This is a genomic window from Variovorax sp. FG153 (assembly GCF_057809595.1).
Genome location: NZ_JBMDKG010000045.1, coordinates 1 through 21,091, shown reverse-complemented (window position 1 = coordinate 21,091; position 21,091 = coordinate 1). Strand labels below are relative to the sequence as shown.

The following is a 21,091-nucleotide window of genomic DNA, read 5'->3' as shown; positions in this document are numbered from 1 at the left end:
GGCACGATCCTCGAGATGCGCGGGATCACCAAGACCTTCCCGGGCGTGAAGGCGCTGTGCAACGTCAACCTCGCGGTGCGCGCGGGCGAGATCCACGCGGTGGTGGGCGAGAACGGGGCCGGCAAGTCCACGCTGATGAAGGTGCTCAGCGGCGTCTATCCCTGCGACTCGTACGACGGCGAGATCCTGTTCGAGGGCGAGCCGCGCCGCTTCCGGGGCATCGCCGACAGCGAGAAGCTCGGCATCATCATCATCCACCAGGAGCTCGCGCTGGTGCCGCTGCTGTCGATCGCCGAGAACATCTTCCTCGGCAACGAGATCGCGCGCGGCGGCGTGATCGACTGGTTCGCTGCCTATGCGAGGACGCGCGAGCTGCTCGCCAAGGTGGGCCTCAAGGAAGCGCCGACCACGCTGGTGACCGACCTCGGCGTGGGCAAGCAGCAGCTGGTTGAAATTGCGAAGGCGCTCGCGAAGGAGGTGCGCCTGCTGATCCTCGACGAGCCCACCGCGAGCCTCAACGAGACCGACAGCGACGCGCTGCTGCGGCTGCTGCTCGAGCTCAAGCGCCAGGGCATCGCCTCGATCCTGATCTCGCACAAGCTCAACGAGATCGCCAAGGTGGCCGATGCGATCACGGTGCTGCGCGACGGCGCGACGGTCGAGACCATGGACTGCCGCGCCCAGCCGATCAGCGAGGACCGCATCGTGCGCGGCATGGTGGGGCGCGACATGGCGCACCGCTATCCGCCGCGCGAGCCGAAGATCGGCGAGACGGTGTTCGAGCTGCGCGACTGGCGCGTGCACCATGCGCAGCATGCCGACCGCGAGCAGATCCACGGCGTGAGCCTGCGCGTGCGCCAGGGCGAGATCGTCGGCATCGCGGGCCTGATGGGCGCGGGCCGCACCGAGCTCGCGATGAGCGTGTTCGGCCGCTCCTACGGCCAGCGCATCAGCGGCGAGGTGCTGATGCACGGCAAGACGGTGGACGTGAGCACGGTGCGCAAGGCCATCGACCACGGCATCGCCTACGTGACCGAGGACCGCAAGGGCCTGGGCCTGGTGCTCGAGGAGGAGATCCGCAAGAACGTGAGCCTCGCGAACCTCGGCGCGGTGGCCGACGGCCTGGTGATCGACCCGGGCCGCGAGTTCCAGGTGGCGAACGAGTACCGCAAGGCGCTCAACATCCGCTGCGCGGGCATCGAGCAACCCGTGGTCAACCTCTCGGGCGGCAACCAGCAGAAGGTGGTGCTGAGCAAGTGGCTCTTCACCCAGCCCGAGCTGCTGATCCTCGACGAGCCCACGCGCGGCATCGACGTGGGCGCCAAGTACGAGATCTACACCATCATCGACCGGCTCGCGCGCGAGGGCAAAGGCATTCTCATGATCTCTTCCGAACTGCCGGAGCTGCTCGGCATGTGCGACCGCATTTACGTGATGAACGAAGGGCGCTTCGTCGCCGAATTCACGGCCGCCGAGGCCACGCAGGAACGCATCATGCACGCCATCGTGCGCGCGGGGAGCACGGTCCATGTCGCAGCCTGAAGCACAGGCGGCGACCGCCGCCGTGGCCGCCGAGCCCAGGGGCCTGCACGCGGGCTTCCTCAAGAACAACCTGCGCGAATACGGCATGCTGATCTCGCTGGTCGCGATCATGGTGCTGTTCCAGGTGCTGACCGACGGCACCCTGCTGCGGCCGCTGAACCTCACGAACCTGCTGCTGCAGAACAGCTACGTGGTGATCATGGCGCTGGGCATGCTGCTGGTGATCGTGGCCGGCCACATCGACCTGTCGGTGGGCTCGGTCTGCGGCTTCATCGGCGCGCTGGCGGCGGTGCTGATGGTGGAGTACGAATGGCATTTCGTGCCGACCGCGATCGTGAGCATCCTCGCGGGCGCGCTCATCGGCGCGGCGCAGGGCTGGTTCGTGGCCTTCCGCAAGATCCCCTCGTTCATCGTCACGCTCGCGGGCATGCTGGTGTTCAAGGGGCTCACGCTGGCGCTGCTCGCGGGGCAGTCGGTGGGGCCGTTTCCCGAGGCCTTCCAGCGCCTGAGCTCGGGCTTCATCCCCGACCCGATCGGCGGCGCGGCGCTGCGCACCACCTCGCTGGTCGTGGGCGCGCTGGCGGCCGCGGCACTGGTGTTCTTCAAGCTGCGCGGCCGCGCGAAGCTCGCCGCGCACGGCATGGCGCAGGAGCCCTATGCCTTCTTCCTCGTGAAGAACCTGTTCTTCGCGGCCATCATCCTGTTCTTCAGCTACCTGCTGGCCACCTACAAGGGCCTGCCCAACGTGCTGATCGTGATGGCGGTACTGATCGTGGCCTACGACTTCGTCACCAACCGCACCACCATCGGCCGGCGCATCTATGCGCTGGGCGGCAACGAGAAGGCGGCGCGGCTGTCGGGCGTGAAGACGCAGCGCCTGGCCTTCCTGACCTTCGTGAACATGGGCGCGCTGGCGGCGCTCGCGGGCCTGGTGTTCGCGGCCCGGCTCAACACCGCCACGCCCAAGGCCGGCCTGGGCTTCGAGCTCGACGTGATCGCGGCCTGCTTCATCGGCGGCGCCTCGGCCTCGGGCGGCGTGGGCAAGGTGATGGGTGCGGTGATCGGCGCCTTCATCATGGGCGTGATGAACAACGGCATGTCGATCCTCGGCATCGGCATCGACTACCAGCAGGTGATCAAGGGGCTGGTGCTGCTGGCGGCGGTGTTCATCGATGTCTACAACAAGAACAAGTAGCGCCATGGCCGACTCCGCGACCTCCGCGCCCCTGCCCGTGCTCGCGCTGCGCGGCATCCGCAAGCAGTTCGGCGGCATCGCCGTGCTCGACGACGTGCAGCTCGAGCTGTACCCGGGCGAGGTGCATGCGCTGATGGGGCAGAACGGCGCGGGCAAGTCGACGCTGATCAAGGTGCTGACGGGCGTGCTGCCCTCGAGCGGCGGCGAGATGTTCCTCGACGGGCAGGCGATCCATCCGGCCTCGCCGCTCGATGCGCAGAAGCTCGGGATCAGCACGGTCTACCAGGAAGTGAACCTGTGCCCGAATCTCTCGGTGGCCGAGAACGTGTTCGCGGGCCGCTATCCGCGCCGCGGCGCGCTGCAGGGCTTTCGCATCGACTGGCGCGCGGTGAACCGCCGCGCGGAGGAACTGCTCGCGCGCATCGGGCTCGAGATCGACGTGACGCGGTTGCTGTCGAGCTATTCGGTGGCGGTGCAGCAGATGGTGGCGATCGCGCGCGCGCTCGGCGTGTCGTCGAAGGTGCTGATCCTCGACGAGCCCACCTCGAGCCTGGACGACGACGAGGTCGAGAAGCTGTTCGAGGTGCTGCGGCGGCTGCGCGCGGAGGGCATGGCGATCGTCTTCGTGACGCACTTCCTCAACCAGATGTACGCGGTGTCCGATCGCATCACGGTGCTGCGCAACGGCCACTGGGTGGGCGAATGGAAGGCAGCGGACCTCGGACCGCAGGCGCTGATCGCGGCGATGCTCGGGCGCGAGCTGGCGGCGCAGTCGGCGCGCCCCGCGGCATTGCCGGCCTTCGACGAGGCGGCCCCCGCGCTGCTGCAGATCGAGGGGCTGGCACAGGCCGGCCAGCTGCAGCCGACCGACCTGCGCGTGCGTGCCGGCGAAGTGGTCGGCATCGCGGGCCTGCTGGGCGCGGGCCGCACGGAACTGGCACGGCTGCTGTTCGGGCTCGAGATGCCCGACCGCGGGGTGTTGAAGATCGAGGGCCGCACGCTGAGCTTCTCGAACCCGGCCGATGCGATCCGCGAGGGCCTGGCGCTGTGCCCCGAGGAACGCAAGACCGACGGCATCGTGGCCGAACTCTCGGTGCGCGAGAACATCGCGCTCGCGCTGCAGGCGCGCCTGGGCACGCGCAAGTTCCTCTCGCATGCCGAACAGACGGCGATGGCCGAGCGCTTCGTGGCCTCGCTGGGCATCAAGACGGCGAGTGTCGAGACCCCCATCGGATTGCTGTCGGGCGGCAACCAGCAGAAGGCCATGATCGCGCGCTGGCTCGCGACCGAGCCGCGCGTCCTGATCCTCGACGAGCCCACGCGCGGCATCGACGTGGCGGCCAAGCAGGAGATCATGGAAGAGATCCTGCGGCTTGCGCGTGCGGGCATGGCGGTGATCTTCATCTCGTCGGAGATGAGCGAGGTGGTGCGGGTCGCGCATCGCATCGTGGTCCTGCGTGACCGGAAGAAGGTGGGGGAGTTGCCGGGCGGGGCCACCGAGGACGAGGTGTACGACATGATTGCTGCGGCATGAAGCGCTTGTCTTGCTTTGTTCGTTCGGGACGGGCGCGCGCCGATGGGGTACTCCCCTCCGCGAATGTCCCCCGCCTTCGGCTCCTCCTTTATTTCGCTGCGGGGAGTACCCCATCGACGCGCGCCTGGACGCAGCGGTTGTTGAACCGCCGGCACCACCGCAGCGCCTCTCGTGCACAGGGCAGTGGGTGCTTCCCGCAGCGAAATCAAGGAGGAGCCCGAAGGGCGGGGGACATTCGCGGAGGGAAGTACCCGCTGTCCTGTGCACGCGCCCCAGCCCTCAAGCAGAGACCCTACCAATGACAGCAACAAAAAGCCGAGTGCACAAGGCCATGCACCACCGCCTGACCTGGCCCCTGGTCACGCTGTTCCTCCTGCTGGCCGTCAACACAGCCTTCAACCCCAGCTTCCTCCACCTCGAATGGAGAGAAGGCCATCTCTACGGCAGCCTCATCGACATCCTCAACCGCGCCGCCCCCCTGGTGCTGGTGTCGCTGGGCATGACCCTGGTCATCGCCACCCGCGGCATCGACATCTCGGTCGGCGCCGTCGTGGCCATCGCGGCGGCGCTCGCGGCCTGGATGATCGGCGGCTCGGTGGCCAGCGACGTGAGCCGCTTTCCCATGAGCCTGGCCATCGTGGCGGCCATCGGCATCGCGTTGCTGTGCGGCCTGTGGAACGGCCTGCTGGTCGCCAAGGTCGGCATGCAGCCGATCATCGCCACGCTGATCCTCATGGTGGCCGGGCGCGGCATCGCGCAGCTCATCGCCGACGGCCAGATCATCACCATCTACTACAAGCCCTTCTTCTTCCTCGGCAGCGGCTACCTGCTGGGCCTGCCGTTCTCGCTGTTCATCGTGGCCACCGTGTTCGTGCTGCTGTATCTCGCCATCACCCGCACCGCGCTGGGCCTGTTCATCCAGGCCGTGGGCATCAATCCGACGGCCGCGCGCGTGGCGGGCGTGCAGGCGCGGCGGCTGATCGTCGGGGCCTATGCCTTCTGCGGTGCCTGCGCGGGCGTGGCGGGCCTGCTGATCAGCTCCAACGTCAAGAGCGCGGACGGCAACAACGCCGGCCAGCTGATCGAGCTCGACGCGATCCTCGCCGTGACCCTCGGCGGCACCGCGCTGACCGGCGGGCGCTTCAGCCTCGTGGGCAGCGTGATCGGCGCGCTCATCATCCAGACCCTGACCTATGCGATCTATTCGCTCGGCGTGCCGCCCGAGATCAACCTCGTGGTGAAGGCCGGCGTGGTGTTCGCGGTGATGCTGCTGCAGTCGCCCGAGTTCAGGTCGGAGATCCGGACGCTGGTGCAGCGGCCGGCGCATGACGGAGCCAAGGCATGAGCGCGGTGATCGAGGCGGCACCACAGTCCTCCGCCGTGCGTACAGGGGGGAAGGAGCGCAGCGGGCTCAATCCCAAGTACCTGCCGCTGGCCGCGACCATCTCCCTGTTCGTGCTCGTCGCCACGCTGGGCTCGGTGTTCTACGACGGCTTCTTCTCGGCCCAGGTCTTCCTCAACCTGCTGATCGACAACGCCTTCCTGATCGTCGTCGCCGTCGGCATGACCTTCGTGATCCTCTCGGGCGGCATCGATCTTTCGGTGGGCTCGGTGATCGCGCTCACCACCATGGTGTCGGCCGCGCTGGTCGAGAAACACGGCTGGAGCCCGGCGGTCGTGATCCCGCTCGTGCTCGCCATGGGCACCGCCTTCGGCGCCTTCATGGGCCTGCTGATCGAGCGCTACCGGCTGCAGCCCTTCATCGTCACGCTGGCCGGCATGTTCCTCGCGCGCGGCCTGTGCTACCTGATCAGCATCGACTCGATCAGCATCACCAACGAGTTCTACACCGAGGTCTCGCAGATCCGCATTCCGATCTGGGGCGAGGCCTCGATCTCGCTGAGCGCGGCGATCGCCGTCGGCGTGCTGCTGGCCGCGGTCTTCGTCGCCCACTGCACGCCCTTCGGCCGCGCCGTCTACGCCATCGGCGGCAGCGAGCATTCGGCCATGCTGATGGGCCTGCCGGTGCGTCGCACGCTGATCGGCGTCTACACCCTCTCGGGCTTCTGCTCGGCGCTGGCCGGCGTCATCTTCACCTTCTACATGCTCTCGGGCTACGGCCTGCATGCCGTGGGCCTCGAGCTCGACGCCATCGCGGCGGTGGTCATCGGCGGCACCCTGCTCACCGGCGGCGTGGGCTATGTCGCCGGCACGCTGTTCGGCGTGCTGATGCTCGGGATCATCCAGACCCTGATCTCCTTCGACGGCACGCTGAGCTCGTGGTGGACGCGCATCGTCGTCGGCGCGCTGCTGTTCGTGTTCTGCCTGCTGCAACGCTTCTTCACCTCGCGCGCCCCGCGCCGCTGATCGACCTCCCCATGACCCCCAAGAAATTGCGCTCCGCCGAATGGTTCGGCACGGCCGACAAGAACGGCTTCATGTACCGCAGCTGGATGAAGAACCAGGGCATCCCCGACCACGAGTTCGACGGCCGGCCGATCGTCGGCATCTGCAACACCTGGTCGGAACTTACGCCCTGCAACGCCCACTTCCGCAAGATCGCCGAGCACGTCAAGCGCGGCATCTCGGAGGCCGGCGGCTTTCCGGTCGAGTTTCCAGTGTTCTCCAACGGCGAATCGAACCTGCGGCCCACCGCCATGCTCACGCGCAACCTCGCGAGCATGGACGTCGAGGAAGCCATCCGCGGCAACCCGGTCGATGCCGTGGTGCTGCTGACCGGCTGCGACAAGACCACGCCCGCGCTGCTGATGGGCGCCGCGAGCTGCGACATCCCGGCCATCGTGGTCACGGGCGGGCCGATGCTCAACGGCAAGCTCGACGGCCGCAACATCGGCTCGGGCACGGCCGTGTGGCAGCTGCACGAATCGCTCAAGGCCGGCGAGATCGACCTGCACCAGTTCCTCTCGGCCGAAGGCGGCATGTCGCGCTCGGCCGGCACCTGCAACACCATGGGCACGGCCTCCACCATGGCCTGCATGGCCGAGGCGCTGGGCACCTCGCTGCCGCACAACGCGGCCATTCCCGCGGTCGACGCGCGGCGCTACGTGCTGGCGCAGATGTCGGGCATTCGCGCGGTCGAGATGGCGAAGGAGGGCCTGACGCTCTCGAAGGTGCTCACGCGCGAGGCCTTCGAGAACGCCATCCGCGTCAATGCCGCCATCGGCGGCTCGACCAATGCCGTGATCCACCTGAAGGCGATCGCGGGGCGCATCGGCGTCGAACTCGAGCTCGAGGACTGGACCCGCATCGGCAGCCACACGCCGACCATCGTCGACCTGATGCCCTCGGGCCGCTTCCTGATGGAGGAGTTCTACTACGCGGGCGGCCTGCCCGCGGTGCTGCGCCGCCTCGGCGAGAACGGCCTGCTGCCGCACCCGGGCGCGCTCACCGTCAACGGCCGCTCGCTGTGGGACAACGTGCGCGACGCGCCCAGCCTCGACGACGAAGTGATCCGCCCGCTCGACAAGCCCCTGATCGCCGACGGCGGCATCCGCATCCTGCGCGGCAACCTCGCGCCGCGCGGCGCCGTGCTCAAGCCCTCGGCGGCCACGCCCGAGCTGCTCAGGCATCGCGGCCGCGCGGTGGTGTTCGAGAACCTCGAGCACTACAAGGAGCGCATCGTCGACGAGTCGCTCGAGGTCGACGCCAGCTCCGTCCTCGTGCTGAAGAACTGCGGCCCCAAGGGCTACCCCGGCATGGCCGAGGTCGGCAACATGGGCCTGCCGCCCAAGCTGCTGCGCCAGGGCATCAAGGACATGGTGCGCATCTCCGACGCGCGCATGAGCGGCACTGCCTACGGCACCGTGGTGCTGCACGTCGCGCCCGAGGCGGCCGACGGCGGCCCGCTGGCGGCGGTGCGCGACGGCGACTGGATCGAGCTCGACTGCGATGCCGGCCGGCTGCACCTGGATATCGGCGACGAGGAACTGGCCGCGCGGCTGGCCGCGCTCGGGCCCTCCGACGCGCAGCCCATGAACACGCGCGGCGGCGGCTACCAGAAGCTCTACGTGAACCACGTGCTGCAGGCCGACGAGGGCTGCGACTTCGATTTCCTGGTCGGTTGCCGTGGGGCGGCCGTGCCGCGCCATTCGCACTGAAATGAAACACCAACAGCCGGACGCAGAGGACGCGAAGATTTCGCAAAAGGCGCGAAAGAGAAATTCAAAATTTTTCTTGTCTTCCTTTTGCGTCCTTCGCGAAGTCTTCGCGTCCTCTGCGTCCGGAAGTCCGCTCCCGTCTTCGGCCGTAGCGCAATGAACAACCGACCTCTTCGACACACCATGACCCCCCGATACCGCGGCATCTTCCCGGTGGTGCCCACCACCTTCGACGAACAGGGCGCGCTCGACCTCGAGAGCCAGAAGCGCTGCGTCGACTTCATGATCGACGCCGGCTCCGACGGCCTGTGCATCCTGGCCAACTTCTCCGAGCAGTTCGTGCTGTCGGACGAGGAGCGCGAGGTGCTCACGCGCACCGTGCTCGAGCACGTGAAGGGCCGCGTGCCGGTGATCGTGACCACCACCCACTACAGCACGAAGGTGTGCGCCGAGCGCAGCCGGCGCGCGCAGGACATGGGCGCCGCGATGCTGATGGTGATGCCGCCATATCACGGCGCCACCTTCCGCGTGCCCGAGGACCAGATCTTCGCGTTCTATGCGCGGCTGTCGGACGCCGTGGGCATTCCGATCATGGTGCAGGACGCGCCGGCCAGCGGCACCGTGCTGTCGGCGCCGTTCCTCGCGCGCATGGCGCGCGAGATCGAGCACCTGGCCTATTTCAAGATCGAGACCGCGGGCGCGGCCGCCAAGCTGCGCGAGCTGATCCGCCTGGGCGGCGACGCGGTCGAGGGCCCGTGGGACGGCGAGGAGGCGATCACGCTGATGCCCGACCTCGATGCCGGCGCCACCGGCTCGATGACCGGCGGCGGCTATCCCGACGGCCTGCGCCCGATCCTGGTGGCGCACCGCGAGGGCCGGCGCGAGGAGGCCTTCGCGCGCTACCAGCAGTGGCTGCCGCTGATCAACTACGAGAACCGCCAGGCCGGCCTGCTGGCCTGCAAGGCGCTGATGAAGGAGGGCGGCGTCATCGCCTGCGAGGCGCCGCGGCATCCGCTGCCGGCGCTGCATCCCGACACGCGCGCGGGACTGATCGAGACCGCGCGGCGGCTCGATCCGCTGGTGTTGCGCTGGGGGCGCTGAAGAACGACTGCCGCGTCAGCGGTAGTAGACCTCGACCGTGCCCTTGAGCTTGAGCAGCAGCGGATGGCCCTTGCGGTCCACCGTCTTGCCGGCCGGCACCTTGATCCAGCCTTCGCTGATGCAGTACTCCTCGACGTCGAGGCGTTCCTTGCCGTTGAAGCGGATGCCGATCTCGTGCTCGAAGGCCGTGGGCAGGTGGAAGGGGCTGCGCGCGTCGGTCGAGAGGCGGTCGGGCAGGGGCGGGCGTTCGGTGGCGTCGGTCATGGCAAGGATTGTCGGTCGAAGGGGTCGGCCGCGGCAGTGGGCGCGCGGCGGCGTGCAATGATAGTGGCCGACCGACCCCCGCCCCCATGAGACCCGACCTGGATTCCCTTGCGCTGTTCCTGCGCGCCGTCGAATGCGGCAGCCTCTCGAAGGCCGCCGCCGAGAGCCACATGGTGCTGTCGGCCGCGAGCCGCCGCATCGCGATGCTCGAGAGCCAGTTCGGCGTGACCCTGTTCCAGCGCAGCTCGCGCGGCGTGACCGTGACGGGCGCGGGCGAATCGCTCGCGGTGCATGCGCGGCTGATCCTGCGCGACGTCGACCGCATGCGCGCCGACCTGTCCGACTACGCGCAGGGCGCCACCGGCCGCGTGCGGCTGCAGGCCAATGCCTCGGCGATGGGGCAGTTCCTGCCCGACGACGTGGCGAGTTTCCGGCGCGGCTATCCCGAGATCCGCGTCGACGTGGAGGAGCACCGCAGCGTGTGGATCGTGCAGGCGATCCGCGAGCGCCAGGCCGACGTCGGCGTGATCACCGGCGAGACCTCGGATGCCAGCCTCAACTTCATCCCCTACCGCATGGACCGGCTGGTGGCCGTGGTGCACCGGCGGCATCCGCACCGCGGCCGCGAGGTCTCGTTCGAGCAGCTGCTCGACTTCGACTTCGTCGGCCTCGAGAGCGACTCCGCGATCGCGCGCACCATCGAGGACGCGGCCGCGATGGCGCGCAAGGTGCTGCGACTGCGCGTGCAGGTCAAGAGCTTCGAGGCTGTGTGCCGGATGATCGAGGCCGGCATGGGCGTGGGCATCCTGCCCGAGGGCGCGGCCGCCACCTACCGCAAGGAGATGGGGCTGCGCTTCCTGAATCTCACCGACGCCTGGGCCTCGCGCCGCATGTACATCTGCACGCGGCAGGAGACGCTGGGCTTTCCGCAGCGCCGGCTGGTGGACCACCTGCTGGCGCGCAGCGTCGCGCCCGTCACTTCATCAGGTCGCTGAGGTTCACCGGCTTGATCTTGCCGCCTTCCACCGTGGCCACCAGCGGGTCGACGATGGTGCCGCCCACGCTGTCCACGCCCTTGAAGCTGCCGGCATTGATCTTCTCGGGCAGCGCCTTGAGCGCATCGCCGAGCTTGGCGCGGATCGCCGCCGCGTCGCTGGTGGTGCCCGCGAGCTTCATCGCGCCGGCCAGCGCGTGCACCAGCGTGTAGTTGTAGGAAGACTCGGTGGTCGCGTCCTTGTCGGCGCCGTAGGCCTTGCGGTAGGCCTCGGCGAAGCTCTTCGGGCCCACGCGCTCGTCGTAGGCCACCGGCAGCACGCCGATCGAGCCCTCGAGCGCGCCGAGGCCGCCCGTGACCTTGGCCATCTCGTCGAACTTGGCCTGGTCCATCACCAGGAAGCCGCCCTTGAAGCCGAGCTCGCGCGCCTGCTTGGCCACCAGCGCGGTGGGCTCCGAGGGACCGCCGACGAACAGCACGTCGGGCTTCTCGGCCAGCACGCGGCTCACGCCGCTGTAGAAGTCGGCCGAGCGGTTGTAGGACATGGGGTTGTTCGAGGCGATGGTGCCGCCGGCCTTCTCCCAGGCCGGGCCGAACAGCTGGCTCCAGTTCTTCGCGTACTCGTGGTCGCCCGGCAGCATGCCGACGCGCTTGCCGAACTTCTTCATCTCGTAGCGCGTGAAGGGCTCGATGTAGGAGTTGAAGGTCGGCGGGATGCGGATGGTGAGCTTGTTGCCGGTCTCGGTGATCTTCGGCGTGCTCGAGTACGCCATCACGATGAACTTCTCCTGCTCGTTGAAGGCCTGCATCGCGTAGATGCCGCCCGAGTGCGGCACGAACACCGCCGGCGCCTGGTGCTGCTGCACCAGCCGGCGCGCGTTGATGGCGGCATCGGCCGGCGAGTACTTGTCGTCGAGCGCGACCAGCTCGAACTTGTACTTCTTGCCGCCGACCTCGAGGCCCGCGGCATTCACTTCCTTGATCGCCATCTCCATGCCGTTGACCACGTTCTTGCCGTAGAGCGCGGCGCCGCCGCTCAGCGGGCCCGTGAAGCCGATCTTCACCGTGTCCTGCGCGAAGGCGGAGCCGGCACCGAAGGCGGCGGCCAGCGCGGCGGCCACGGGCAGCGCGGCGAGGCGGCGGCGGGTGCGAAGGGGCGTGGTGGATGTCATGGCGTTGTCTCCTGTAGTTGGGGGGCGAGGAAAAAGGCGGGGGACCGGCGCGCGGCTCAGGCGCCGATGTAGGCGGCGCGCACCGCCTCGTTGTGCAGCAGCGATTCGCGGTCGCCCTCGAGCGCGATGCGGCCGCGCTCGATGACGTAGGCGCGGTGCGCGATGGCCAGCGCCGAGTAGGCGTTCTGCTCGGCCAGCAGCACCGTGGTGCCCTGCTGGTTGATGCGCTGGATCACCTCGAACACCTGCTTCACGATCAGTGGCGCCAGGCCCAGCGAGGGCTCGTCGAGCAGCAGAACCCTGGGCCGCCCGAGCATCGCGCGGCCGATCGCCACCATCTGCTGCTGGCCGCCCGACAGCGACCCCGCGGGATCGTTCTGCTTGGCCGCGAGGATCGGGAACAGCGAGAACACCTCGTCGAGCGAGCGCTGGATGCCGGCCTTGTCGCCGCGGTGCACGTAGGCGCCCAGCGTGAGGTTCTTGCGCACCGTCATCATCGGGAACAGCTTGCGGCCCTCGGGGCAGTGCACCAGGCCCGAGGCCACGATCTGCGCCGGGCGCTGGCCCGTGATGTCGCCGTCGCCCAGGCGGATGCGGCCCGCGCTCGGGCGGCGGATGCCGCTGGCGGCCATGAAGATCGAGGTCTTGCCCGCGCCGTTGGCGCCCAGCAGCACCACCAGCTCGCCCGGGTCGGCATGCAGGCTCACGCCGCTGAGCGCGCGGAAGCTCCCGTAGTGGAGGTCGACGCCCTCAAACCGCAGCATGGTCGGTCCCCAGGTAGGCCTCGATCACCTGCGGATCGCGGCGGATCTCGGCGGGCGTGCCCTCGGCGATCTTGGCGCCGTTGTTGAGCACGACGATCTTGTCGGCCAGCTGCATGATCATGTCCATCTTGTGCTCGATCAGGCACACGGTCTTGCCGTGCGCCACCAGCTTGCGGATCAGCGCCGCCAGGCCCACGGTCTCCTCGGGGTTCACGCCGCCCGCGGGTTCGTCGAGCAGCAGCAGCTGCGGGTCGGTCGCCAGCGCGAGCGCGAAGGCCACGCGCTTGCGCTCCTCCTGCGTGATGTCGGCCGCGATGCGGTTGGCGATGTGCGAGAGGCCCACGAAGTCCAGCGCCTCCTGCGCCTTGTCGCGGCACAGCTTCTCTTCCTCGCGCAGGCGGCGGCTGCCGATCAGCACGTCCCACAGGCCCGAGTGGGTGCGCAGCCGGTGGCCCACGATCAGGTTGTCGAGCACGGTGGCGTTGTCGAACAGGTGCGTGGTCTGGAAGGTGCGCGCGATGCCCAGCCGCGCTACGTGGTCGGGGCGCATGCCGGTGACGTCGCGGCCCTCGAAGGCGATGCGGCCCGCGCTCGGCTTGTGCGTGCCCGCCACCAGGTTGAAGAAGGTGGTCTTGCCGGCGCCGTTGGGGCCGATGATGGCGCTGATCTGGCCGCGCTCGAAGCGCGTGCTCACGCTGTCGACCGCGGTCAGGCCGAAGAACTGCTTGGTGAGGCCCTCGATCTCAAGCATGGCGCTGCACCTCCTGCACGGTGGCGGCGGAGGCCGCGGCCCGCCGCGCATCGGCACGGCGCGCGCGGCGCTTGAGCCAGGTGCCGACGATGCCGTCGGGCAGGAAGATGATCAGCGCGATCAGCACCGGGCCGAACACCACCATGCGGTAGTCCTGCAGGAACTGCAGGCTCTGCGTGAGGCCGGTGACGAGGAAGGTGCCCACCAGCGGCCCGAGCAGCGTGCCGATGCCGCCCACCAGCACGAACATCACGAGGTCGAAGGTCACGGCCTCGCTCGCGAGGTCGGGGCCGAGGAAGCGCACCTGGCCCGCGTAGAGCGCGCCCGCGAAGCCGGCGTAGATCACCGACAGCACGAAGGACAGCGTCTTGGTGCGCATCAGGTCGGTGCCCAGCGCCTCGGCCAGCTCGTCGCTGTTGCGCACCGCCATGAAGCTGCGGCCCAGCAGCGAGCGCACGATGCGCGCCATGACCCAGATGCCCAGCGCGAGGAAGGCCAGCACCAGGTAGTACTGCGACAGCGGCGTGCCGAACTGCAGCGGCCCGATGCCCGTGGGCGAGGGGATGCCCATGATGCCCACCGGACCGTGCGTGAGGCTTTCCCACTTCTCGATCAGGAGGAACATGATGTAGCTCACGCACAGCGTGAAGATCGAGAAGTAGTGGCCCTTCAGGCGCAGCGACAGGATCCCGATGAAGAAGCCCAGCACGCCCGTGACCACGCCCGCGAGCGCGAAGGCGATCCAGAACGGCACCTGGTGGTCGACCGTGAGGATGCCCACCGTGTAGGCGCCCACGGCCATGAAGGCGCCGTGCGCGAGGTTGAACTGGCCCGTGTAGCCGGTGATCAGGTTCAGGCCCAGCGCGGCGATGGCCATGATGAAGGCCTGCGTCGCCACCGAGATCAGGTAGTTGTTGGGCGCGAACAGCGGAAAGGCCAGCGCGATCAGCGCGAGCACGGCCCAGCCGGCCTTGCCTTGCAGCAGCGATCCCATCAGCGCGCTCCCTTCGGCGTGAACAGGCCCTGCGGGCGCAGCGACAGGATCACCACCAGCAGCACGAAGGCGATGATGTCCTTGTAGTCGGTCGAGAAGTAGAAGCCGCCGAAGCTCTCGGCCATGCCGATGATCAAGCCCCCGACGATGGCGCCCGGGAAGCTGCCCATGCCGCCGAGGATGATGATCACGAAGGCCTTGGTGATCACCAGGTTGCCCATGCTCGGGTAGACCAGGTTGATCGGCGCATAGAGCACCGCGGCCACCGCCGCCAGCGCGCCCGAGATCGCGAACACCAGCAGCGTGACGCGCGTGGCGTCGATGCCCACCAGCGCCGCGCCGTCGCGGTTCTGCGCCATCGCGATGATGGTCGAGCCCAGCACCGTGTGGTTGAGGAACAGGTGCAGCAGCACCATCAGCCCGAAGGCGCCCGCGATGATCAGGAGGCGCTGCAGCGGCGCCGTGAGCCCGAACACCTCGACGATCTGGCCGTAGGGCGTGGGCATGCGGTGGAAGTCGGCGCCGAAGATGGCCTGCGCGCCGGCCTCGATGAACAGCAGGATGCCGATGGCGGCGATCATGTCGTGCAGCTCGGGCGCGTTGCGCAGCGGATGGAACACCAGCCGCTCGGCCAGCATCGCGATCACCGCGACCACCACCGCCGCGCCGGCCATCGCGAGCCAGTAGTTGAGGCCCAGCCGGGCCATCAGGTAGTAGCCCGCGAAGGCCCCGGCCATGTAGAAGGCGCCGTGCGCGAAGTTCGGCACGTGCAGGATGCCGTAGACCAGCGTGAGGCCCAGGGCCACCAGGCTGTAGACACCGCCCACGGTCAGGCCGTTGAGCAGTTGCTGAAAGAACAGTTCCACGTCGATCCTCGCAGTTGCCGTCAAGGCATTCACCCGCGCACCGGCTCTGGAGGTCGGTGTCGCCGGAGTCCAGCGGGGGATTGTGGAAGCGCGGTGTGGCCGCGTCGACTGAGGTTTGCCCGAACTTGCCTTGTCGCTTCAGCGAGTTCGAAAAACGGGTATGGGGTTGCGCGGGGCCCGGCGGTCACGCGGGCGTCGCGCGGATCTGCGCAGGAAACGCCCGCGCGAGCGCGTTCCCGCGCGGGTGCTCAGCGCTTGAGCGCCTCGACCAGGTCCAGCACCATGCGGTCGCCGCCGAAGGTGTCGACGCCGCGCGTGAGCAGCGCGTCGACCGCCTGCGCGATGCCGTGCGCGGACGAGGACTGCTCGGCCATGTCGTTGTAGTAGCCCAGGTCCTTCTTGGCGTTGGCCATCGAGAACTTGAGCGAATCGGTGCTGCCGGTCAGGAGCTTGGGCTTGACGCGCTCGAGCGCGACGCCGTTGCCGCCGCCCTTGGCGAGCACGTCGACGAACACCTCGGGCTTGACGCCCGCGCGCTCGGCGCAGGCCGCGGCCTCGCACAGCAGCGCCACGGTGCCCAGCGAGACGAAGTTGTGCAGCAGCTTCATCGCATGGCCGGCGCCGATGCCGCCCACGTGCGTGACGTTCTCGGCGAAGGCGCGCAAGAGCGGCAGGCAGGAGGCCAGCACCTCGGCGTCGCCGCCCACCAGCAGGTTGAGCCGGCCCTCGGCCGCTTCCTTCGCGGTGCGGGTCATCGGCGCGTCGAGGAAATGGCCACCCCTGGTCTCGACGGCGCGCGCCACGCGCGAGGTGGATTCGGGCACCGCGGTCGAGCAGTCGACCACCACGGTGCCGGGGCGCAGGGCGGAGAGCGCGCCCTTCTCGCCGAGCATCACGGCCTCGACCTGCGGCGTGCCGGTCACGCAGAGGATCAGCACGTCGACCTCGGCCGCGAGCTTCGCCACGTCGGGCGTGGAGCTCGCGCCGGCCGCGAGCAGGGCGTCGATCGGCTGGTTGCCCGGGTGCTCGAGCACCGTGAGCGCATGGCCGTGGCCCACGATGTTCTGCGCGATGCCGCTGCCCATCAGGCCCACGCCCACCAGGCCCACGCGGCGCTTGGGAGCGGCCGCCTTCTCTTGTTCGTTCAATGCCATGGTTCGTTTCCGCCTTGCTTATCCGTGCTTGATCGCGATGGTCTTGAGGGTGGTGAAGCCGAGCAGGGCCTCGAAGCCCTTCTCGCGGCCGAAGCCCGAGGACTTCACGCCGCCGAAGGGCAGTTCCACGCCGCCGGCCGCGCCGTAATTGTTGATGAAGACCTGGCCGCAGTGCATCTTGTGCGCCATGCGCAGCTGGCGCGCGCCGTCGCGCGTCCAGATGCCGGCCACCAGGCCGAAGTCGGTGCCGTTGGCCAGGCGCACGGCCTCCGCCTCGTCGGCGAAGGGCGTGAGCGCCAGCACCGGGCCGAAGATTTCGCGCTGCGCGATGTCGCTGTCGCCGGGCACGTCGCGGAACAGCACGGCCTCCTGGTAGAAGCCCTGGGCCGATGCACTGGGCGCCACGCTGCCGCGCGCGGCCACCTTCAGGCCCTGGGCCTCGGCGGTGGCGACCATGTCGCGCACCTGGCGGAACTGCTTCTCGTTGATCAGCGGGCCCATGTCGAGGTCGTCGGCCGGCGGGCCGGCGCGCACGGCCGAGAAGCGCTTCGCGAGCCGCTGCACCACCTCTTCGTAGATCGACTGCTCGACCAGCACCCGGCTGCCCGCCGAGCAGGTCTGGCCGGCGTTCTGGATGATGGCGTTGACCAGCACCGGCTCGGCCGCGTCGAGGTCGGCGTCGGCGAACACGATCTGCGGCGACTTGCCGCCCAGCTCCAGCGTCACGGGGCAGTGGCGCTCGGCGGCCGCCAGGCCCACGCTGCGGCCGGTGACGGTGGAGCCGGTGAAGGAGATGTGGTCGATGCCCGGGTGCGCGCACAGCGCCGCGCCGGCTTCCTTGCCGTAGCCCGTGACCACGTTGAGCGTGCCGGCCGGAAAGCCGACCTCGGCCGCCAGCTCGGCCAGGCGCAGCAGCGAGAGGCTCGCGTCCTCGGCCGGCTTGACCACGCAGGCGTTGCCCGCGGCCAGCGCGGCGCCCACGCTGCGGCCCGCGATCTGCATCGGGTAGTTCCAGGGAATGATGTGGCCGGTCACGCCGTGCGGCACGCGCACGGTGAGCACGGTGTAGCCGCGCTCGTAGGGCAGGGTGTCGCCGTGCAGCTTGTCGCAGGCGCCGGCGTAGTACTCCATGTAGCGCGCGAGCGCGGTGGCGTCGTTGCGCGCCACGCGCAGCGCCTTGCCGGTGTCGCGCGCCTCGAGCTGGGCCAGTTCCTCGTGGTGGGCGATGACGGCCGCGCCGAGCTTGGCCAGCAGCCGGCCGCGCTCGAGCGCGCTCAAGCCGCCCCAGGGGCCGTCGAAGTTCTCGCCGACCGCGCGGCGCGCGGCCTTCACGGCGGCATCGATGTCGCCCGCGGTGCCGCGCGCGAGCTGGCCGAAGCGCTCGCCGTCGCTGGGGTCGATCACGTCGATGGTGGCGTTGCCTTCCGAGGGCACGCGCCGGCCGTCGATGAAGTGGGTGGGGTTCATGGGGGTGTCTCCTTGCGGGCGGCGCCGGCGGGGCGGCGCGGAAAAACGGGGGCGGTGCGCGAGAGGCTCGCGCGCCGCCAAGTGTCGGACAAGCGCTTCAGCCGAGTTCGGGCCAGGGCTTCTGCGGCTCGCGGATCTGCTCGAAGGCGCGGCTGAACTGCAGCACGCCGAGGTCGTCGAAGCGCCGGCCGATGATCTGCAGGCCGATCGGCAGGCCCTCGGCGGAGTAGCCGCAGTTGATCGAGGCCGCCGGCTGTTCCGACATGTTGTAGGGCACGGTGAAGCCGATGTGCTCGAGCGAGCGCAGCGGGTCGTTGGTGGGCGAGGCATGCTCCGCGGGCGCGGGCATGTTGGGCGACACCGGCGAGAGCACGAAGTCGAAGCCGACCGTGGCGGCCACCGCCGCGGCGCGCGTGGCGATGAACTGGCTGTAGGCCTCGTAGATGTGCTCGCCCGAGAACTCGGCCGCGCTCTCGGCCCAGGTCAGGATGTAGGGCAGCATCTTCGCGCGCTGCTCGGCGCTCATCGTGCGCAGGTCGCTCAGCGAGCGCATGCGCCAGAAGTGGTCCATGCCCTGCAGCATCTTCGGCGTCATGAAGGGCTGCATCGGCTCGACGTGCGCGCCCGCGTCCTCGATGCGCTTCGCGGCGCGGCGCACCGCCTCGGCGATCTGCGGATCGAGCGGCAGGCCGCAGCCCGCTTCCATCAACAGGCCCACGCGCTTGCCCTTGATGAAATCGGGCTCGACCGCGAAGGCGGCCCAGTCGATCGCGCCGGGCGGCAGCTCGGAGTAGTCGCGCGCGTCGGGCTGGGCCATCGAGGCCATCATCAGCGCCGAGTCCTCCACGGTGCGCGTCATCGGGCCGGCGCAGCGGCCCATGTAGGGCGTGCTCAGCGGAATGCGGCCGAAGCTGGGCTTGAGCGAGTAGATGCCGCACCAGCTCGCGGGCAGGCGCAGCGAGCCGCCGATATCGGTGCCCACGTGCAGCGGGCCGTAGCCGGCCGCGGCCGCCGAGCCGGCGCCGGCGCTCGAGCCGCCCGGCGTGCGCGACAGGTCCCAGGGATTGCGCGACAGATGGTGGAAGGTCGACAGGCCCGAGGACAGCATGCCCACGTCGGGCATGGTGGTCTTGGCCACCAGCACCGTGCCGTCCTCCTTGAGGCGCGCGGCGGGCGGCGAGTCCTGCGTCATCGGCACCAGCGGATAGGCGGCGGTGCCCAGCGGCATCGGGTCGCCCGCGGTCGCGAGGTTGTCCTTGATGGTCACGGGCACGCCGTCGAGCGCGCCGCGCTGCGTGCCGGCGAGCCAGCGCGCCTCGGAGGCGCGCGCCTGCTCGAGCGCGAGCTCGGGGCGGAACAGCCAGGTGGCGCAGAGCCTGGGCTCGAGCGCCTCGATGCGCGCATTGACCGAGCGCGCCACCTCCACCGGCGAGAGTTCGCGGCGGGCATAGGCGGCGCCGAGTTCGGCCGCGCTCAGGTCGTACAGGTTCTTCGTCGTCATCGCATCAGCTCCACGAGATGGCCGCGAGGTCGTTCACCACGATCGGCATGCTGGGCCACAGGCCCTTGACTTCCTTGCGCGCGATGGTCGGGAACACGGCCTGGTAGAGGAAGCCGTTGACCGCGTCGGTCGCGAGCATCTTCTGCGCATCGCCCAGCAGGTCGGCGCGGCGCTTCTTGTTCTCCTCGTTCTGGATCGCGGCGAACAGGTCGCGGAACTTCTTCGAGTCGTAGCCCCAGTAGTAGTCGGGCTCGGTGTACTTCACGAGGTCGAAGGGCTCGACGTGCGCGACCATCGTGAGGTCGAAGTCGTGCGCGCCGCCGAAGGTGCCGCTGAGCCACTGGGCCCATTCCACGTTCTGGATCTTCACGTTGATGCCGATCTGCGCGAGCTGCGCGGCGATCACCTCGCCGCCCTGGCGCGCGTACGACGGCGGCGGCAACTGCAGGCGCAGCTCGAGCGGCGTCTTCACGCCGGCCTCGGCCAGGAGCTTCTTCGCCTTCTCGACGTCGAAGGGATTCATCGCGGTGGTGTCGACGAAGCCCGGCGCGCCCAGCGCGTAGTGGCTGCCGATCGGCTTTCCGAAGCCGTCGGCCGCGCCCTGCACGATCGCGTTGCGGTCGATCGCCGCCAGGATCGCGCGGCGCACGCGCACATCGTCGAGCGGCTTCTTGCGGTTGTTGATGGTGAGGATCACCTTGCCGCGCGTGCCGACCTCGATCACCTGGAAGCGGTTGTTGCCCTTGAACTGGCTCACCGAGCGCGTGCCCGCGCGCGGGAAGATGTCGATGTCGCCCGACAGCAGCGCGGCGGTCTGGGCCGCGGTGTCCGACATGAAGCGGAACACGAAGCGCTCGATCCTGGCCTGCGCCGGATCGCGGTAGGTGGTGGACTTGACCAGCGTGCACGAGGCGCCGCGCTGCCAGCCGCCGAGCTTGTAGGGGCCGGTGCCCACGGGCTGCGTGGCATTGGTGTCGGCGCTCTTGGGCTCGACCAGGCAGGCGGTGGACTGGCCCAGCATGAAGGGCAGGTCGGGATTGGGCAGCGTGCTGTTCACGCCCACCGTGTGCTCGTCGAGCACCACGGTGCCGATCTCGCTGAAGAAGCGCTTGTCCTTGTTGGTGCTCTTGGCGTTGCCCGCGCGGTCGAAGGAGAACTTCACCACCGCCGCGTTGAAGGGCTCGCCGTTCTGGAACTTGACGCCGCGCTTGAGCTTGAAGACGAAGGTCTTCATGTCGGGCGAGGAGGTCCAGCTCTCGGCGAGCATCGGCGTCACAGAGCCGTCGGCATTGACCTTGGTCAGCGTCTCGAAGATGTTGTACTGCGTGATCTCGGCGATGGCCGAGGCCGCGCCCGTGGTCGGGTCCAGGCCCGGCGGTTCGAGCGGCATGCCGATGGTCAGCGTGTTCTTGCCGGCCTGCGCGCGCGCCTGCGGCAGGAAGACGCCCGGGATGGCCGCGGCCATGGCGGACGTCATGAGGGTGCGACGCTTCAACATACTTCGATAGCTCCTGGAAAAGACAACAGAAAAAATTCAGTGGGCCGGTGCCTGCAGCACGGCGCCGAGCAGCGTGCGCGTGTACGGATGCTGCGCGTTGGCGAAGAGCTCCTGCGGCGTCCCGCGCTCGACGATCTGCCCCTTGAAGACCACGCACACTTCGTCGCACAGGTGGT

19 protein-coding genes are annotated in these 21,091 nt (G+C 69.1%); 8 read left to right on the top strand and 11 right to left on the bottom strand.

From position 1 onward, the window contains the following. The first annotated feature begins 15 nt into the window (after window positions 1-15). The 7 genes from mmsA to ACODT0_RS33305 all read left to right on the top strand — a co-directional run bounded on the left by mmsA (window position 16) and on the right by ACODT0_RS33305 (window position 9,490). Entirely contained in the window at window positions 16-1,542 is a 1,527-nt protein-coding gene (gene mmsA / locus ACODT0_RS33335; RefSeq protein WP_489043231.1) for a multiple monosaccharide ABC transporter ATP-binding protein, read from the top strand. Further along, entirely contained in the window at window positions 1,529-2,737 is a 1,209-nt protein-coding gene (mmsB, locus tag ACODT0_RS33330; protein WP_057594595.1) for a multiple monosaccharide ABC transporter permease, read from the top strand. Before mmsA ends, mmsB begins: the two co-directional genes overlap by 14 nt. A gap of 4 nt (window positions 2,738-2,741) precedes the next feature. After that, window positions 2,742-4,271, top strand: a complete 1,530-nt coding sequence (locus ACODT0_RS33325; RefSeq protein ID WP_489043217.1) for a sugar ABC transporter ATP-binding protein — start codon at window positions 2,742-2,744, stop codon at window positions 4,269-4,271. A 298-nt stretch (window positions 4,272-4,569) separates the two neighbouring features. After that, window positions 4,570-5,616: an ABC transporter permease gene (locus tag ACODT0_RS33320; RefSeq protein WP_413764443.1), complete on the top strand. Its 1,047-nt coding sequence runs from the start codon at window positions 4,570-4,572 to the stop codon at window positions 5,614-5,616. Continuing rightward, on the top strand, window positions 5,613-6,638 hold the full coding sequence (yjfF, locus tag ACODT0_RS33315; RefSeq protein WP_261216626.1) for a galactofuranose ABC transporter, permease protein YjfF: 1,026 nt from the start codon (window positions 5,613-5,615) through the stop codon (window positions 6,636-6,638). The genes ACODT0_RS33320 and yjfF overlap by 4 nt, the downstream gene beginning before the upstream one ends. 11 nt (window positions 6,639-6,649) lie before the next feature. Next, window positions 6,650-8,389 (top strand): IlvD/Edd family dehydratase, encoded by a 1,740-nt coding sequence (locus ACODT0_RS33310; protein WP_489043216.1) that lies wholly within the window; start codon window positions 6,650-6,652, stop codon window positions 8,387-8,389. A 183-nt stretch (window positions 8,390-8,572) separates the two neighbouring features. Beyond that, window positions 8,573-9,490, top strand: a complete 918-nt coding sequence (locus ACODT0_RS33305) for a dihydrodipicolinate synthase family protein (RefSeq protein ID WP_489043215.1) — start codon at window positions 8,573-8,575, stop codon at window positions 9,488-9,490. Window positions 9,491-9,505: 15 nt separating this feature from the next. Here ACODT0_RS33305 and ACODT0_RS33300 read toward each other — a convergent pair whose 3' ends face one another. Then, a complete protein-coding gene (locus ACODT0_RS33300) occupies window positions 9,506-9,754 on the bottom strand; it encodes a DUF3297 family protein (protein ID WP_057594601.1) in 249 nt (82 codons plus the stop codon). 86 nt (window positions 9,755-9,840) lie between these two features. Between ACODT0_RS33300 and ACODT0_RS33295 the strand changes: the two genes are divergently transcribed. Further along, on the top strand, window positions 9,841-10,749 hold the full coding sequence (locus ACODT0_RS33295; RefSeq protein ID WP_413764440.1) for a LysR family transcriptional regulator: 909 nt from the start codon (window positions 9,841-9,843) through the stop codon (window positions 10,747-10,749). On the opposite strand, the gene ACODT0_RS33290 is transcribed toward ACODT0_RS33295, so the two are convergent. The 10 genes from ACODT0_RS33290 to ACODT0_RS33245 all read right to left on the bottom strand — a co-directional run bounded on the left by ACODT0_RS33290 (window position 10,730) and on the right by ACODT0_RS33245 (window position 21,068). Next, window positions 10,730-11,920, bottom strand: a complete 1,191-nt coding sequence (locus ACODT0_RS33290) for an ABC transporter substrate-binding protein (protein WP_479671711.1) — start codon at window positions 11,918-11,920, stop codon at window positions 10,730-10,732. The two genes, ACODT0_RS33295 and ACODT0_RS33290, sit on opposite strands and share 20 nt — an antisense overlap. A gap of 56 nt (window positions 11,921-11,976) precedes the next feature. Then, window positions 11,977-12,684, bottom strand: a complete 708-nt coding sequence (locus ACODT0_RS33285; RefSeq protein WP_057594604.1) for an ABC transporter ATP-binding protein — start codon at window positions 12,682-12,684, stop codon at window positions 11,977-11,979. After that, window positions 12,671-13,435 carry an ABC transporter ATP-binding protein gene (locus tag ACODT0_RS33280; protein ID WP_093353660.1) on the bottom strand — a complete coding sequence of 255 codons (765 nt, stop codon included), beginning with the start codon at window positions 13,433-13,435 and terminating at the stop codon, window positions 12,671-12,673. Before ACODT0_RS33280 ends, ACODT0_RS33285 begins: the two co-directional genes overlap by 14 nt. Beyond that, window positions 13,428-14,429 carry a branched-chain amino acid ABC transporter permease gene (locus ACODT0_RS33275; RefSeq protein ID WP_093353663.1) on the bottom strand — a complete coding sequence of 334 codons (1,002 nt, stop codon included), beginning with the start codon at window positions 14,427-14,429 and terminating at the stop codon, window positions 13,428-13,430. The genes ACODT0_RS33280 and ACODT0_RS33275 overlap by 8 nt, the downstream gene beginning before the upstream one ends. Then, window positions 14,429-15,295: a branched-chain amino acid ABC transporter permease gene (locus tag ACODT0_RS33270; protein WP_057594607.1), complete on the bottom strand. Its 867-nt coding sequence runs from the start codon at window positions 15,293-15,295 to the stop codon at window positions 14,429-14,431. Before ACODT0_RS33270 ends, ACODT0_RS33275 begins: the two co-directional genes overlap by 1 nt. A gap of 248 nt (window positions 15,296-15,543) precedes the next feature. Further along, window positions 15,544-16,449 carry an NAD(P)-dependent oxidoreductase gene (locus ACODT0_RS33265; protein ID WP_489043214.1) on the bottom strand — a complete coding sequence of 302 codons (906 nt, stop codon included), beginning with the start codon at window positions 16,447-16,449 and terminating at the stop codon, window positions 15,544-15,546. 18 nt (window positions 16,450-16,467) lie between these two features. Then, window positions 16,468-17,916 (bottom strand): aldehyde dehydrogenase family protein, encoded by a 1,449-nt coding sequence (locus ACODT0_RS33260; protein WP_489043213.1) that lies wholly within the window; start codon window positions 17,914-17,916, stop codon window positions 16,468-16,470. Between the two features lie 97 nt (window positions 17,917-18,013). Next, on the bottom strand, window positions 18,014-19,417 hold the full coding sequence (locus tag ACODT0_RS33255) for an amidase (protein ID WP_296728405.1): 1,404 nt from the start codon (window positions 19,415-19,417) through the stop codon (window positions 18,014-18,016). Between the two features lie 4 nt (window positions 19,418-19,421). After that, window positions 19,422-20,915: an ABC transporter substrate-binding protein gene (locus ACODT0_RS33250; RefSeq protein ID WP_489043212.1), complete on the bottom strand. Its 1,494-nt coding sequence runs from the start codon at window positions 20,913-20,915 to the stop codon at window positions 19,422-19,424. Between the two features lie 36 nt (window positions 20,916-20,951). Beyond that, entirely contained in the window at window positions 20,952-21,068 is a 117-nt protein-coding gene (locus ACODT0_RS33245) for an ABC transporter ATP-binding protein (RefSeq protein ID WP_489043230.1), read from the bottom strand. Between the last annotated feature and the right edge of the window lie 23 nt (window positions 21,069-21,091).

What these genes read in the sequence shown, in the direction of transcription:
- mmsA (WP_489043231.1), top strand. Translation starts at nt 16, where the DNA reads ATGCGCGGGATCACCAAGACCTTCCCGGGCGTGAAGGCGCTGTGCAAC.
- mmsB (WP_057594595.1), top strand. Translation starts at nt 1,529, where the DNA reads ATGTCGCAGCCTGAAGCACAGGCGGCGACCGCCGCCGTGGCCGCCGAG.
- ACODT0_RS33325 (WP_489043217.1), top strand. Translation starts at nt 2,742, where the DNA reads ATGGCCGACTCCGCGACCTCCGCGCCCCTGCCCGTGCTCGCGCTGCGC.
- ACODT0_RS33320 (WP_413764443.1), top strand. Translation starts at nt 4,570, where the DNA reads ATGACAGCAACAAAAAGCCGAGTGCACAAGGCCATGCACCACCGCCTG.
- yjfF (WP_261216626.1), top strand. Translation starts at nt 5,613, where the DNA reads ATGAGCGCGGTGATCGAGGCGGCACCACAGTCCTCCGCCGTGCGTACA.
- ACODT0_RS33310 (WP_489043216.1), top strand. Translation starts at nt 6,650, where the DNA reads ATGACCCCCAAGAAATTGCGCTCCGCCGAATGGTTCGGCACGGCCGAC.
- ACODT0_RS33305 (WP_489043215.1), top strand. Translation starts at nt 8,573, where the DNA reads ATGACCCCCCGATACCGCGGCATCTTCCCGGTGGTGCCCACCACCTTC.
- ACODT0_RS33300 (WP_057594601.1), bottom strand. Translation starts at nt 9,754, where the DNA reads ATGACCGACGCCACCGAACGCCCGCCCCTGCCCGACCGCCTCTCGACC.
- ACODT0_RS33295 (WP_413764440.1), top strand. Translation starts at nt 9,841, where the DNA reads ATGAGACCCGACCTGGATTCCCTTGCGCTGTTCCTGCGCGCCGTCGAA.
- ACODT0_RS33290 (WP_479671711.1), bottom strand. Translation starts at nt 11,920, where the DNA reads ATGACATCCACCACGCCCCTTCGCACCCGCCGCCGCCTCGCCGCGCTG.
- ACODT0_RS33285 (WP_057594604.1), bottom strand. Translation starts at nt 12,684, where the DNA reads ATGCTGCGGTTTGAGGGCGTCGACCTCCACTACGGGAGCTTCCGCGCG.
- ACODT0_RS33280 (WP_093353660.1), bottom strand. Translation starts at nt 13,435, where the DNA reads ATGCTTGAGATCGAGGGCCTCACCAAGCAGTTCTTCGGCCTGACCGCG.
- ACODT0_RS33275 (WP_093353663.1), bottom strand. Translation starts at nt 14,429, where the DNA reads ATGGGATCGCTGCTGCAAGGCAAGGCCGGCTGGGCCGTGCTCGCGCTG.
- ACODT0_RS33265 (WP_489043214.1), bottom strand. Translation starts at nt 16,449, where the DNA reads ATGGCATTGAACGAACAAGAGAAGGCGGCCGCTCCCAAGCGCCGCGTG.
- ACODT0_RS33260 (WP_489043213.1), bottom strand. Translation starts at nt 17,916, where the DNA reads ATGAACCCCACCCACTTCATCGACGGCCGGCGCGTGCCCTCGGAAGGC.
- ACODT0_RS33255 (WP_296728405.1), bottom strand. Translation starts at nt 19,417, where the DNA reads ATGACGACGAAGAACCTGTACGACCTGAGCGCGGCCGAACTCGGCGCC.
- ACODT0_RS33250 (WP_489043212.1), bottom strand. Translation starts at nt 20,915, where the DNA reads ATGTTGAAGCGTCGCACCCTCATGACGTCCGCCATGGCCGCGGCCATC.